11 protein-coding genes are annotated in these 13,903 nt (G+C 58.7%); 6 read left to right on the forward strand and 5 right to left on the reverse strand.

Annotated elements, in window-relative coordinates:
* Positions 1–195: hypothetical protein (locus RMO15_RS08340; protein ID WP_309710503.1), on the reverse strand; the 195-nt coding region annotated here is incomplete at its 3' end.
* A 26-nt stretch (positions 196–221) separates the two neighbouring features.
* Here RMO15_RS08340 and RMO15_RS08345 point away from each other — a divergent pair.
* Positions 222–1,526, forward strand: coding sequence for a helix-turn-helix transcriptional regulator (locus RMO15_RS08345; protein ID WP_309710506.1), 1,305 nt, complete (start codon positions 222–224; stop codon positions 1,524–1,526).
* Here the strand turns inward: RMO15_RS08345 and RMO15_RS08350 are convergent.
* Positions 1,504–2,892 carry a DUF1501 domain-containing protein gene (locus RMO15_RS08350; RefSeq protein WP_309710509.1) on the reverse strand — a complete coding sequence of 463 codons (1,389 nt, stop codon included), beginning with the start codon at positions 2,890–2,892 and terminating at the stop codon, positions 1,504–1,506. The two genes, RMO15_RS08345 and RMO15_RS08350, sit on opposite strands and share 23 nt — an antisense overlap.
* Positions 2,893–2,909: 17 nt before the next feature.
* On the opposite strand from RMO15_RS08350, the gene RMO15_RS08355 reads away from it, so the two are divergent.
* The 3 genes from RMO15_RS08355 to RMO15_RS08365 are packed head-to-tail and all read left to right on the forward strand — an operon-like array spanning position 2,910 to position 5,719.
* A complete protein-coding gene (locus RMO15_RS08355) occupies positions 2,910–4,715 on the forward strand; it encodes a DUF1549 and DUF1553 domain-containing protein (protein ID WP_309710510.1) in 1,806 nt (601 codons plus the stop codon).
* Positions 4,716–4,734: 19 nt separating this feature from the next.
* Positions 4,735–5,055, forward strand: coding sequence for a hypothetical protein (locus RMO15_RS08360; protein WP_309710513.1), 321 nt, complete (start codon positions 4,735–4,737; stop codon positions 5,053–5,055).
* Between the two features lie 25 nt (positions 5,056–5,080).
* Entirely contained in the window at positions 5,081–5,719 is a 639-nt protein-coding gene (locus RMO15_RS08365) for a hypothetical protein (RefSeq protein ID WP_309710515.1), read from the forward strand.
* A gap of 3 nt (positions 5,720–5,722) precedes the next feature.
* Here RMO15_RS08365 and RMO15_RS08370 read toward each other — a convergent pair whose 3' ends face one another.
* Entirely contained in the window at positions 5,723–6,835 is a 1,113-nt protein-coding gene (locus RMO15_RS08370; RefSeq protein ID WP_309710518.1) for a hypothetical protein, read from the reverse strand.
* A gap of 51 nt (positions 6,836–6,886) precedes the next feature.
* On the opposite strand from RMO15_RS08370, the gene RMO15_RS08375 reads away from it, so the two are divergent.
* Both RMO15_RS08375 and RMO15_RS08380 read left to right on the forward strand, forming a co-directional pair.
* Entirely contained in the window at positions 6,887–8,773 is a 1,887-nt protein-coding gene (locus RMO15_RS08375) for a DUF87 domain-containing protein (RefSeq protein WP_309710520.1), read from the forward strand.
* A 63-nt stretch (positions 8,774–8,836) separates the two neighbouring features.
* Positions 8,837–9,706 (forward strand): alpha/beta hydrolase, encoded by an 870-nt coding sequence (locus RMO15_RS08380; protein ID WP_309710523.1) that lies wholly within the window; start codon positions 8,837–8,839, stop codon positions 9,704–9,706.
* Between the two features lie 130 nt (positions 9,707–9,836).
* On the opposite strand, the gene RMO15_RS08385 is transcribed toward RMO15_RS08380, so the two are convergent.
* The gene (locus tag RMO15_RS08385; RefSeq protein WP_309710525.1) at positions 9,837–11,171 is read right to left on the reverse strand and encodes a HEAT repeat domain-containing protein; all 1,335 of its coding nucleotides are present in this window, start codon (positions 11,169–11,171) and stop codon (positions 9,837–9,839) included.
* A 5-nt stretch (positions 11,172–11,176) separates the two neighbouring features.
* The gene (locus tag RMO15_RS08390; RefSeq protein ID WP_309710527.1) at positions 11,177–13,762 is read right to left on the reverse strand and encodes a hypothetical protein; all 2,586 of its coding nucleotides are present in this window, start codon (positions 13,760–13,762) and stop codon (positions 11,177–11,179) included.
* Positions 13,763–13,903: the final 141 nt, after the last annotated feature.

Below are 13,903 nucleotides of genomic sequence, written 5' to 3' on the forward strand. Positions count from 1 at the left end.
AAACGTAATTCCAAGAGTGGAGAGTCGCATGGTGATTTTATCTTCCTTATGTCGCGGGTTCGCCTGGTTGTGCAGACGGGCGAGATAGCGGGATTCTATCAACCTGGCATCTACACGGGGCAGGTTGGCGTAAAAGTTGGACGAAAAGGCGCAATTGGCGGGAAAGTTGGACACGGTGAGATCGTCCACAGCCACGAGCGGCTTGTATACTATGTGTGGCTATGACGAACCCCTCCGACCTTGGTACCCTGCTCGCTTCCCTCCGAGAACAGCGCAACTTTTCCTGCCGCGCCTTGGCACAAAGAGCACGGGTTTCCCCCACAACCATCGGCAACTGGGAGTCGGGAGCGTCGGTGCCGCGCCTGCCCGAGCTGTTGCAAGTTCTGGAGGCGTTGGAAGCCTCGGCAGCGGCGCAGCAGCAGGCAATTCAACTGTTACAACGGCCCCGCGCCCTGGTGCACCTGCGGCGCAATTTTCGGGAAGCCCCTACGAATACGTTCGCACCGCTGCCGCTCTGTCAGGGGGACTTACTGCGGGCGCTACGAGCGCGGCGTGGCTGGACCCTGGAGCAGTTAGCGGTGCAACTTGGCGTAGCGACACGCACGGTATCACGCTGGGAGAGGGGGGAAGTGCAAACCAGTATTGCCCAGCGCCACGCCTTCTGCCAGGCGCTGGCGGCATCCTCTGACGAGATCACGCTGCTCACACTAGGGTGCTTCGCGGAGAGTACGGAACGCCCCCTAAACCTTGGTGAGCTTGATGCGCTGTTCGAGACCCTCTGGCGACCACAGCACACGCCCTACAAAGCGGCGCTAATGGAGCTTGGCTATCTCTCCGTGGCCGTACGCCTCCAATCGAGTGGTGCGGATACTGGCACTCATAAGAAGCTCCTTTTGCAGACCTACGCGGCTCTGGCGGACCGCTACTATGTGATGCACCAATACGATCGGGCGGCGGCGTTTGCAGGGCAGGCAATACGCCTCCTGAGCACCTTTGAAAAGCTCCCCGGCTTCGGTGTCGTCGCGCTCGTCCGTTTTGCTGAGACATCACATCACCATGCACTCAGCAGTCAGTTACTCGCTCAGTGGCTACCGCGCGTTCACGAACCCGCATGGCAGGCCTGGCTCCTGAGTCAGATGGCTGCTGTGATGGCCATACGAAGACGCCCTGTAGAGGCCGACGCGCTCTCCCTGAAATCTCTGGAGCTGGTCAAGGACGCCGACAGGGGCGAGCAAGAAGGTCGCCGATTGGATCGCGCCGAGCTACTGCGCAAGCTGAACCAGCCCGAAAAGTCGCAAGAGTTTCTTCCTACCCTGAATCCAGAGGTCTTAGCGATGCCCCACCTCACGCTACCCTGGGCAAAGAACCAGCTCGCCCTGGGACAGTTTCCGCAGGCCGCAAACCTTGTCGAAAGAACCCAGCGCAGCCTTGATGTCATGGAGAACGACTGGGCACACATGACACCACTTATCCGCCGTCCCACAGAGGCTCTCTCGAGAACTATTAGCGCAACAATGCGGGGATAACATTTGCTGTGCCTGCAACACCAGTCAATCTCTCGGGGCGACCGGCACGCTCGAAGTAGAGCTTCTCGTTGTCGAGGCCAAGAGCCGCAAGAATCGTCGCATGGAGGTCTTTGAAGGTCATCGGTTTCTCCGTCGCCATCAGGCCGAGCTCATCCGTGGCACCGTAGCGCTGGGGCTTGACGGCCCCGCCGCCCAGCCAGATGGTGAAGCCTGCGGCGTTATGCTGCCGACCGTTGTCCCCCTGCATCATGGGCGTGCGCCCAAACTCGCTTGCCCAGATGATCAGCGTCTCGTCCCAGAGGCCACGCTGTTTTAGGTCCGTCAAAAGCGCCGCTGTGGGCTGGTCAATCCAGCGGGCGCGGGGCGTGTGGTTCTTCTCCAGCTCCCCGTGGGCATCCCAGCCGTCTTTGTCGGGCATGTCGTAGACCTCGACAAAGCGCACACCCCGCTCGACCAAGCGCCGGGCGAGAAGAAGCTTGCGAGCGTAGGCGACCGTACGCGGGTCTTTGTGCTCGAAGCCGTAGGCACGCCGCAGGTGCGCGGGCTCTTTCTCTACATCCCCCACTTCCAGCGCCGCGCTCTGCATCCGGTAGGCCAGCTCGTAGCTCGCGATCCGGGCATCCAGCTCCAGCACGTCTTTTCGTCCCTGTCGGTGCCTCTGGTTCATGGTCTTGAGAAAGGCAAACGTGTCCGCCTGGCTTGCCTCAAAAGCTTTCGGTGGCGTAAGATCCAGCACGGGTAGCCCCTGATCGCGGAGCTTGGTCGGCTGGAACGCGGGAGGAAGAAAGCCGTTCTGGTAGTTAGCCGCGCCCCCAAGAGGCCCGGCATCAAAGAGCACGACGTAGCCCGGCAGGCTCTGATTCACGGTGCCCAGGCCATAGGTGATCCAGCTTCCCAGGCTGGCCTTGCCCGCGTTGAGATCGCCCGTGTGGAACAGATAGCTCGACGGCGCATGATTATTGGACTCGGACTGGAGCGAGTGGACAAAGCAGAGGTCATCCACGTGCTTTCCCAGCTCGGGAAACAGCTCGCTCACCCACATCCCACTCTTGCCCTGCTGGGTGAACTTATAGGGCGAGGCCATGAGCTCGTCCTTGCAGCCCTCAAAGACATTGGCGTGACGTGTAGCCTTGAGCGCATCGCGAAAGCTCTTGGGCACGGATTTCTTATGCAGCTTTTGTAGCTCGGGCTTGTAGTCAAACGTATCCATCTGCCCCGGCCCCCCGACCTGGTACAGCACAATGACATTCTTAGCCCGCGCCTTGAAGTGCGGCTTGCGCGGCGCAAGTGGGTTGATGGGATCAATCGTCACTGCGGGCGGTCGTGCCTGCACCAGTGCGAGGGCTAGCTCACCAAAGAGACTCATATTGGTATAATACCCCCATGTACCTCGCACCGTTGCTGTTACTCACTCTTTTATGCCTCGTGCCCTCACAAGCAGGGGTAACGCAAGAGCGAGTTGGCCCGGCTTGGAGCGATAAACGCAATCCCATCGTCGAAGTATTCGGTGGAAAACGGCTTGATCTGTGGAGCCTGCGCCCTCTGAGGAAAGCCCCAAAAGGAAGCTCCATTGACTCCATACTGGGGACAACGAGCGCACCGAGCACCGACAAGAGGACTCTGGCCCGCCGACTCCGCTTCGACCTCACGGGTCTTCCTCCCACCGAGAGTGAGGTAGCGACCTTTACCACTTCTGCCGCGTTTGCGGACCGGCTCCTAGAGCAGCATAGCTACGGCGAGCACCAGGCGCGGCTTTGGCTGGACGTGGTGCGCTACTCCGACTCCAACGGCTTCGACTGGGACGAGTTTCGGCCCCTTGCCTGGCGCTACCGCGACTATGTCGTGCGGAGCTTCAATGCCGATAAACCTTACGATCGGTTTATCACCGAGCAGCTCGCTGGCGATGAGCTCGTGGCGGGCAAGCCCAAGAGCGCCGCGGAGCAAGACGCGCTGCTGGCGACGAGCTTCCTTCGAATGGGACCGTGGGACAACAGTGCGGGGCTCTTTGGCGAGGCCAACCGGGTTCGGAACGCTCTGATGAACGATCTCGTCGAGACAACAGGAGCCGCATTTTTGGGGATGACTCTCTCCTGTGCCCGCTGCCATGACCACAAGACCGAGCCCCTTGCCCAGAGAGACTTCTACCGAATGCGTGCCTTTTTTGAGGGCGTGACCTTTCGCGACGATCTCTCGTTGGCACTCGCTTCGGATCAAGAGCCACTCAAAGGCCTGCTTGTCACGGATGGGGAGAAGGCTCCTACTCAAACCCATCTGCTTGCAGGTGGTGATCTCAACCAGCCCAAGGAAGAGGTGACTTTTGGCTTCCTGAGTGTGCTGGACCCAAACCCGGTGAGACTCACCGTGCCCAAACGGGAAAAGTCTACAGGAAGACGGCTGACCCTGGCACGCTGGATCGTTAGCCCGGAGAACCCACTCACGGCCCGTGTTATGGTGAACCGAGTCTGGCAGCAATTTTTTGGCGAGGGGCTGGTCGCGACACCGGGGGATTTCGGCTACTCAGGCGCGCGCCCCAAGAACCAAGCCCTCTTGGACTTTCTGGCGCGCTACTTTATGGAGAGTGGCTGGTCGGTAAAAAAACTCCAGCGGCTCATTGTCAACAGCCGTGCCTACCAAAGGACACAGGCCCCTCGCCGCCTCTCTGCGGAGCAGCTACGTGATGCGGTCCTTGCCACCAGCGGTCAGCTCACCGAGCGTCATGGGGGGCCACCGATCTGGCCACCACTGCCAGAGGAGGTTTTGAAGGCCAACCCGGCGTTTCTGGACGACAATAAAGAAAAAACAAAGAGCTGGTATCCCTCACCACCTGAGCGTCAAGGTGTGCGAAGCCTCTACCTTGTGCAGAAGCGTACCGTAGCGGTGCCGCTCCTAGCCACCTTCGATCTTCCGGACAATGCCGTCTCCTGCTCACGTCGCACCACCTCCACCGTGGCTCCCCAGGCTCTAACACTACTCAATAACCCGTTTCTCACGAGCGCGGCCGAGGCATTTGCACGGCGTGTGGAAGCAAGTCAAGAGCCCCGTAAGAGTGTCGTTGCGTTTCGTCTAGCCGTTCAGCGTCCCCCGACTCTGGATGAGGCACGGCTCTGCGAGGCGCTGCAAAAAAGGCATGGTCTGCCTGCACTCTGTCGAGCACTGTTCAATCTCAATGAATTTGTCTACCTTGACTGAGTACCGGTAAACTGTCTCTATGAGTACCAAAGCCCTCACCCGTTACTTTGCCATCTTGCTCACTTTGATTGCGGGATCAGGAATTGTCTTGATGTTGACCGATATCTTCTCACCCGGAGCCACTCCCTGGAACTACTTCTATCTCTGGGTAAGCGTCGCGCTGTTGGGAGTCGCCCATCGGCTGGCTGCGCAACGGCGCTGGGCAGTTGTTGTCTGTACCCTCGTTTTTGGCCTTGCGATCCAGAACCGAGATCTGATGTCCTATCTCTACCTCACCCATGCCATCGCTGGGGCACTTGTGCTATTCTTCCGCTGGCGAGAGCTGAAGTCTGGAATCTGAGCGCGACTGTGCTATACTTTTTTCCATGAACCAAGCTCGTTTCTGGCGTGCGGCCACTGTCGGCCTGTCGCTGTTTGCGGTCGCCGCGTGCTTCGTGCGCCCCTCGGCAGTCTCCGCTCTCACACAGAAGCCTTCGCCTCAGCAGTTCGTGCTCTTCGATGCCACGTTCCGCTACTCCAAACAAGACGCGGACAGCTCGATCCCGAGCAAGTCGCACTACTACATCTACGGCTACCGGCTCAACCAGCAGCGGCCCAAGAACTGGACAAGCCCGGTGGACTTTCGCAACGGCACGGTGCACATCCGCGTCGAGGTGCTGGAAAAGCCCGAGAGCGACGACGCGGTGCAGTGGAGCCTCTGCTACATTCCCAACAAAGGCCAGGGCAATGGCTACGGCTGCGCGGGGACGGATCGCTACACCAGCAAGGGTGTCTATGAGAAAGATGTCTCGATGACGGAGTTCTGGGAGAACAAGGGGATTGTCTGGAGCGAGGGCATTAAACAAATGGATCTCGTGATGAAGGACAAAGACGGTGTCAAAGTCCACCTGCGCCCCGATCCCGAGAAGTTCCTGCCCACCAAAGTGCGGTTTACGATGATCCAAGTCGCCGCCGGAGCCAAGTACGACCCGAGTCTGGTTCCGAATATTAGTAGTGTGAGGTAACCGTCAGTGCGGGGCCGGTATGAGATAGGTGAGTGGCACCTCGAAACTTAACTTCGCATTGGTGAGCACCACACCGGTGCGCTCGATCGCCAGCACACGAAGCCCATCCTGAGTCTTGCTGCCAACCTGAACGCCTTCGGTCTTCCCATCTGTCTCCAGCAGTGCCCAGCGCACTGATTTTTCGTTTTCCAGAATCGCAGATACTCGCCGCTTAGCTCCATAGATTACGGGAGCCTCAGCACGATCTGGCTTCGCGTACTTGGGCGGCAAGGGAAACCGAGTCGCCGCACGGGGCGCTACAATCCACACATTGTTTTCCTTCAAAAGTTTCAGAGGGATTAGTAATGTCCGCATCCAAATCCCAGTCATACTTTGCCCTGAGTACTCACCACTCATGAAGCCCGACACTCGCTGATCAATGATCCAATTATTTGTCAGAATAACTTTTTTGAAAAGAAACTCAAAGAAGAGTCGAATCGGCGCATCCCGTAATACAACAAAACAATGGTTGCCCGTCTTGGTTCTTGGGACATGCTCATCTCGGGGTTCTGATCTGAGCTTAAGACTCGTCAAAGGAATGACTCGATAGCGGTAGTGGTTGATTCGACGCTTGTAAGTGCTCCCTTTCTGGTAGCCATCTACCTCACGTATCGTTGCTCCTTGAGCTGTAATAGCTGTAATTGTAGTATCCCAGTCGTAGCCATCCAAATGGGGAGTATCAGGAACCTGCTCACCCAGTCCCAAAATTTTCAGCTCCGAATCAGGCGGATCACCCGTCTCCAGGATTGCGAGAACTCCACGCCCGTTTTTGAGTGCAACTCCAGCGATTCGTCTCACATAGTCAATTTCTAAAAAGCCCAGTTCCAAGACCAAAGGAAATCGCAGTTTGTGCGTCGCAGAAACCTCGTAAGTCCCCTCATTCACCGTCAGTTTCAGCCCCGGAAAGGCACCCTCAAAGTGGGCTCCGAGCTTCCCGAGTGGTGCCTTGGTCGTTTGAGTGATCATCCCACTAATCGCCGGGTCTAAACGGTATTGCTTTACTCCATGCGCTCGAAAGAGTAGCTCAAGGCTGATACGGAGAGGGGCATCTCGATATACGAGAGTGATTGTGTCCATCGCCTGCTTAGAGTCGAATAGACTCACTTACCTTCAGGGTACACTCACGATATGCGGATTCAGCGTGGGCGTGTACTTGAGGTTCTTCAAGAGGAGAACCAGGCGGTTCCGATTGGCGTGGTTGGGTCGCCGTCGGATACCAACCAGATCACGATTGATATTTTAGAGAGCGCGGAGAACTCCCGAATCCGGGGGCAGATGGTTTATCTAGTCCTTCCCTACGAGACTGCAGGGCGGCAGATGGCGGTGCTGGGGCAGATCAGTCGGGTGGAGACCAAGAACCGCTGGCACGAGGACATGGCCTTTCGGGGGATCATCAAGCGACAAGGCGAGCTCCAAAATCTCTCGGGTAGGGCCGATGTACGAACCGCGACGATCAGCGTACAAGCCGCGTTTATGATCAGCGAGAACGACAAGGGCGAGGAGTTCTCGTCGGAGGACATGCTAGGCACGTCACCGAGCACCGGGAAAGCGGTCTACGCCGTGCGCGATGAAGTGCTCTCGATCTTGCTCGAAAAACACCAGAAAGAGATCGTCTATCTCGGGCGCGTCTTTGGCACCGAGGTCAAGATGCCCCAGCACCTGCGGCATTTTGGCAAGGGCACGGGTGGCGTCGGCGAGGCGTACCATATCGGCGTCTTTGGCAAGACCGGCTCGGGCAAGAGTGGCCTCGCCGCGTACTTACTGCTCTGCTACGCCCGGCAGCGCGAGATGGGTGTCTTGTTTATTGATCCCCAGGGCCAGTTCTCCAGCGGCTGGGGCCTGCCATTCGACCTGCACCGCGCGCTCTTTGCGCAGGGCCGCGATGTCAAGGTCTACAAGATGGCGACAGGGTTACGGCTCGGGGACAACGCACTCCAGTTCTGCGAGCTGCTCGCGAAAGCAAAGTTCTACCAGTTCCTAGGCATCAAGAACGCCGACAACGCCGAGATCGCGATAGAGGTTCTCTACAACCATGTTCGCAAGGCACTGGCCGCCGCTGGAGCCAAGCTGGACGCCGCGCCGGGTAGCCTCCTCAAGGACACGCTGACCCTCTGGCTCAGCGACGAAAAATCCCTGGAGCGCATCTACACGGGAAAAGAGCGCCGCGAGCAGCTCGCCGAGCGCCTGCGCCAGATCCTCACCGATGCCGAGGAGTTCACCGACTGCCAGAAGCGCTGGACGACAGCGCTGGACATGTTCCAAAAGATAGACTCCAAGGGCAACGAACGCACGCCGCTCACCCAAGTCGTGGCCTCGATGATCAACACCGCCGAGACCGACACGCAGCCCTTTATCTTTCTGGACATCTCCGGCGAGGGCACGGAGTTCAAGGACGACGACGAGATCAAAGCCTTGCTCTTGAAAGAGATCGCCAGCACGCTCAACCGCGAGGGCGGCGAGGCGTTTGCTCAGGGCCGCCAGCTCAACTGCCTAATCGCGCTCGACGAGGCGCATAGATTCGTACGAAACTTCACCCGCTCATCGGATACCTCTGAGATGTCCAAGCTCACCACAGAGTTCGTGGACGCCGTCCGCACGACCCGCAAGTACGGCCTCGGCTACTTGTTCATCACACAGACCCTCGCCAGCCTTCACCGCGAGATCATCGGACAGCTCCGGCTCTGTGCGTTTGGCTACGGCCTGACCATGGGCAGTGAGCTAGCGAACCTCAACGAGCTGGTCGGCGACCCTGAGGCGCTCTCGCTCTACCGCTCGTTTGTGGACCCGCAGAGCCGCAAGCAGTACCCCTTCATGTTCACCGGCCCCGCATCGCCCCTGAGCTTCACCGGGAGCCCGATCTTTGTGGAGATGTTCACTAGCTACGATGACTTTGTCGCCGCCAACCCCTGGGCCGATTATTCAGGCGTTCCCAAACAGCGCAACGCGCCGCTCCCAACGCGCGGCTTCAAGGACGAGGAATCTTTTACCCAAGCGCGGAACTTAGACTTTGATTGAACCCACCCGGCCTCGTGCCTCGGCCACCCTCCCTCTTCGAAGGAGGGTAAGGAGAACTGTGTTATGAATCGTCGTGGATTGTTTGTAGGGCTCGCCGCCCTAGCGCTGTTTCCGATTAGTGCACGGGCGCAGGAGCATAAAGTGGACGTAGTCTATGGCCACAAGCTCGGCTGTGCGCTGACCATGGATGTCTTTACCCCCGCCAAGCCCAATGGGATCGGGGTGATCTGGATGGTGAGTGGTGGCTGGGTCTCCAACCATAACTCGATCAATCCGGCGTGGGCCAAGCTGATGACCGACCGCGGCCTGACGGTCTTTCAGGTAGTGCACGGCAGCCAACCCAAGTTCGCACTTCCTGAGATCCTGGAGGACATCAACCGCTCCGTGCGCTTTATCCGCACCCACGCCAGCGAGTACAGCGTCAATCCCAACAAGCTGGGAATCTGCGGCGCGAGTGCGGGCGGGCACCTGAGCCTGATGATGGGCGCGTTTGGTGGGCCTGGAAAAGACGATGCGAAAGACCCGGTAGATCGCGCGTCGAGTGCGGTGCAGTGTGTCGCGGCTCTGTTTCCGCCCACGGATTTCTTGAACTTTGGAAAAGAGGGCGCGATCTCGCTCGACAATCCTATGCTCCAGGTCTTCCGCCCCGCGTTTGGCGTGCCCGCCAATGCAGCGCGTGAGGATCAGCTTGCCCTCCTGAAGAAGCTCTCGCCTTACTACGGCGTCACCGAGAAGATGCCCCCGACGCTTCTGATCCACGGCGACAAAGACCCACTCGTGCCGCTCCAGCAGTCTCAGAAGATCCTGGCGCTCCTGAAAGAGAAAAATGTCCCGTCGCAACTGAATGTCAAGGCCGGCGGTGCCCACGGCTGGCCCGGCATCGAGAAAGAGCTGATCGTCATGGCCGAGTGGTTCGAGAAGTACCTTAAGTAGCCGCCCCGTGAACGGGGCGTCGAGTGGCACTACGTGCCGTAAAGCCCGTGCCGGGCTGGAGAGTTTTGTAGCCCGGCACGGGCTTTGTGGCCGCAGGCCATTGCAGACGCCGGTTTCCAACCAGTGGCCATTAGGGACCGGTCATTTTGTGGGTATAGAAGATATTGGCCATGGCAGAGATCGCTTCTCGGTGAACCTCCACATCGGGATGCTTTAGCAACGGGCGCAGATACGGAAGAGCCTCTTTCTTGCGAGCCAAACTCAGAGCCTCCAGCGCATTCCTACTGCAAACTTCATCCGTAGAGGTAAGAAACCCAGCGATCATCTTTGTCCCTCCCGTACTGATCCTCGCGACCGCAGGGAAGATATCATACGTAATATTGTCTCCTGGTTGCTGTGCCCGCTTCATGAGATGCGGGATGGCACGAGGATCTCCTAGGTTTTGGAGTGCCACAGCAAGAACCATTGCTTCTTCGTTATCGGAGAACTTCAAGCGCTCCGTCAGCAAGGCAAAGGCACGCGGGTCTTTCTGATCGCCTAGGGCGTAGTAGGCTTGCAGAACCCGATCCCGAGGACACTTTGCCAGATATCGAAAGCTCTCATCGCAGTGCAGGCCACCTAGGGCGTAGGTTGCCGCGCTGGCAAGCTCCCGGTCGGGGCCATCGGCGATGTGGGCTAGGACGGAAAATGTGCTCGGGTCGCCAATTACTCCCAGGCACCCAACAGCAGTTCGAGCAAAAGGGCTTGTCTTGGCTCGCTCTAACCAACGCAATAGAGCGGGAATGGCACGCTTCTCTTTGAGAGCCGCCAGTGCGTATGCCGCCGCAACGGCTGGCAGTGTGTCGTCGTTGAGTTGTTTGAGAAGCTGCGGCGTGGCACGGGGATTTTTGGCCCCGACAAGCGCGGTGGCAGCACGCTCTCGAACATAGGGATCTTTATGCTGTAGTGGTTCTAGCAGTGCCTCTCTCGCGGGTTTGCCGATCTGGGCAAGGCTATTTGCCGCGTTGTCACCAAGATCAAGATCTCCGATTCCCTCGGAGGCGAACAGATGGCCATGGCCGACGGGCAGGAGCTTGATGAGCGCGGGGATGGCGCGCTTTTCTCGGAGAGCCCCTAGCGCACGAACCGTGGCGATCCGAAGGTATTTGTGGGTCTCTAGGCTCTGGAGGAGCGCTTCTGAGGCACGCGCTCCCCCTAGTCTTCCCAGAGCTTGGGGGCCTTCCCAGCCAAACTTATCCAGGCGCGCCGCAATAGGGGTAACCGCGCGACGATCCCAAAGTAGCCCAAGCGTTCGACAAGCCTCCCAGGAAACATTCGCAGTCTTGTCATCCAATAGCCGAATCAATGGCTCGACCGCACGCTGCCCTACCAAGACCACGATCGCATCGCGTACTTGGTTTTGATCGTAACCCGTGCCTTTCTCGCGGAGCTGGGCTAAGAGTTCGGGGAGGGGATCGTCGTTCATGAGATTTATGGCGCGGCGGCGACCTCTAGTTTTTGGGTAGAGAGGACTTTTTCATCCAAGACGAGCTGGACGGTGTAGGTTCCGGGTGTGAGAGTCCGACCGGGGGCGAAGCGGGTCTGGCCGGGCTGGCGCAGATCCCACCCGAGGCGCTGGATGCCTGCGGTCATCGGGGCTTCTAGCTCGCGCACCACGGCATCTTTATCGTCGCGGACGGTGACCATGAGCTTACCTTTCACTTCTGCCGGGAGCCAGTAGGTGAAGTAGGTAGGCCAGGGGTTTGCGAAGTTGATATTTCCCTGCGCCGCACGAATATAGTTCAGCTCGGGGTAGATCGTGGCCTTGCGTGAAGGGAGCAACGTCGCGGCACTGGGCATGCCCATTTCGAGCTGGGCGAGGGCACGAAGGGCGGTGATGTCATCGAGGATGTAGCCGCCGCGTCCGAATGTCCCGACGACAAGATCGCTCCAATCAGGCTGGATGGCAATATCACGCACCTCGATGGTCGGCAGGCCGTTTTTGAGAGGCAGCCAGTGTGTGCCGCCATCAAAGGTCACGAAGAGACCGAACTCCGTGCCCACAAAGAGCAGGTTGGGATTTTTCGGGTCCTCGGCGATTGTCCAGACAAAGTTACGGGCAGGAAGATCACCCGCAATGCTCGTCCAAGACTTGCCGCGATCCGCACTCTTGAGCAAATACGGTTTGAAATCGCCGTGCTGGAAGTCGTGGAACGAGGCATAGACCGTGCTCGTGTCGTGCTTCGAGGCGGCGATATCGGAGACCGTCGCCATCTTAGGCACGCCGGGGAAGTCCTCCTCTTTGCGCCACGTCTTGCCATCATCCTCGCTGACCTGGATCAGGCCATCGTCGGTTCCTAAGTAGACAAGCCCCTTAACCTTTACCGACTCATCAAGAGCATTCGCAACTCCAAAATCTGTCGTGCTACGGTGGCGGTTGACAGCGGTCTCGTCCCAGACTTTTCCCATCACAGGCAGTGTATTTCGGTCAATGTTGCGCGAGATATCACCTGTCAGTGGCTTCCAGTTCACACCCTTGTCCTCGCTCCGGAACAGCCGATTCCCTGCCATCCAGAGTATATTCGGGTTGTGCGGGCTGATCAAAAACGGCGTGTCCCAGTTCCAGCGCCCTCGCTCCGTCAGCGGCAAGCGCGGTGAAGCACTGGTGCTAACTCCCGTTTTTTTGTCCTGACGCGAGAAGCTCCCGTTCTGGCTGCTGGTGTAGAGCATGTCCGGGTTGCTGTAGTCTGCGCGGGCTTGGAAGCCATCCCCACCGCCGACGGTTTCCCACTCGCTCATCCGCACGCCCTGCGGTGACAGCGAGCGCACAGGCCCACCGACGGTTCCATTGTCCTGCATCCCGCCGTACACGAAGTAGAATGGCTTTCGGTTGTCCGCTTCGATCCGGTAGAACTGTGAGAGCGGCAGGTTATTAAAGTGCCGCCAGCTCGCCCCCCCATCGTAGGACTCATAAAGCCCGCCGTCGCAGCCGAGAATCAGGTGCTTCGGATCGGTCGGATCGAACTCAATGTCGTGGTAGTCCACGTGGGTACTGAAGCGCTGGCCCGTGAACGTCTTGCCACCATCCGCGCTCATCGTAAAGAGCGTGTCCACGGCCCAGATCTTATCAAACGTAAAGGGATCAGTGAAGATCTCGCCGTAGTACTGCGCATCACTCGGCCCCCAGGCGCTCATCTTCTCCCACTGCTCGCCTTTGTTTTTCGAGCGAAAGAAGCCGCCCTCTTTCCCCGATGCGGTCACCAGCGCATAGACCACCTCAGGCTTCTGCGGCGAGACGGCCAGCGCAATGCGCCCTTTGTCCACCGTTGGTAGCCCTTTACCGAGCTTCTTCCAGCTCTTGCCCGCGTTGTCGGTACGATAGATCATGCCTTCAGGGCCACCCGCGATCAGCACGCCCGTGTGCCGTCGCCGCTGGTAGGAAGAGGCGTAGATAGTATCAGGCTTTTTGGGGTCGAAGACAATGTCCGAGATTCCCGTGTTCTCCGAGACCGTGAGAATGACTTCCCATGTCTTGCCACCGTCCGTGGTTTTGTAGAGCCCCCGCTCTCCCCCCCCCGACCAGAGCGGCCCTTGCGCGGCGACATAGACCGTGTCGGGCTTGCGCGGATCAATGAGAATCTTGCCGATGTGTTCGGACTTCTCCAGCCCCATGCGCTGCCAGGTCTTGCCCGCATCGGTGGACTTGTAGACCCCGTCGCCAAACCCCACGCTCCGCTGCGAGGAGTTCTCCCCCGTGCCCAGCCAAAGGACGCTTGGGTTCTTAGGGTCAATAACCACCGTCGCCAGCGAGTACGAGCCGTAGCTATCGAAGATCGGAGTAAAGGTCAGCCCTCGGTTCTCCGTCTTCCAGAGCCCGCCCGAAGCCGCAGCGACGTACCAGATGCTCCGGTTTGTCGGGTCAATGGCCACATCCGCGATACGCCCGGTGGTGAGTGTCGGGCCAATATTACGAAGCGCAAGGCCACCGAGAGGATTGGAAAGCTGCCCCGATACAACAGGGGTATTTGGGGAGTTTAAGGCAGCAAGAAGCGAGACGGCAAAAATAGCAGGGTTCATGATGCGAGCATTATACCTGCTCCCCTCCTCCCAATTCTGGAGGAAGGGTAAAAATCTCCCCTTCCCTGTCCTGAGGGAAGGGGCTGGGGGATGGGTTCAGAGCCTCGGCGCGGGTGGCCTTAGCGGATCAGCGAAAGGCTG

Origin of the sequence: Armatimonas sp. (assembly GCF_031410135.1) — a bacterium.
Taxonomy (GTDB): domain Bacteria; phylum Armatimonadota; class Armatimonadia; order Armatimonadales; family Armatimonadaceae; genus Armatimonas.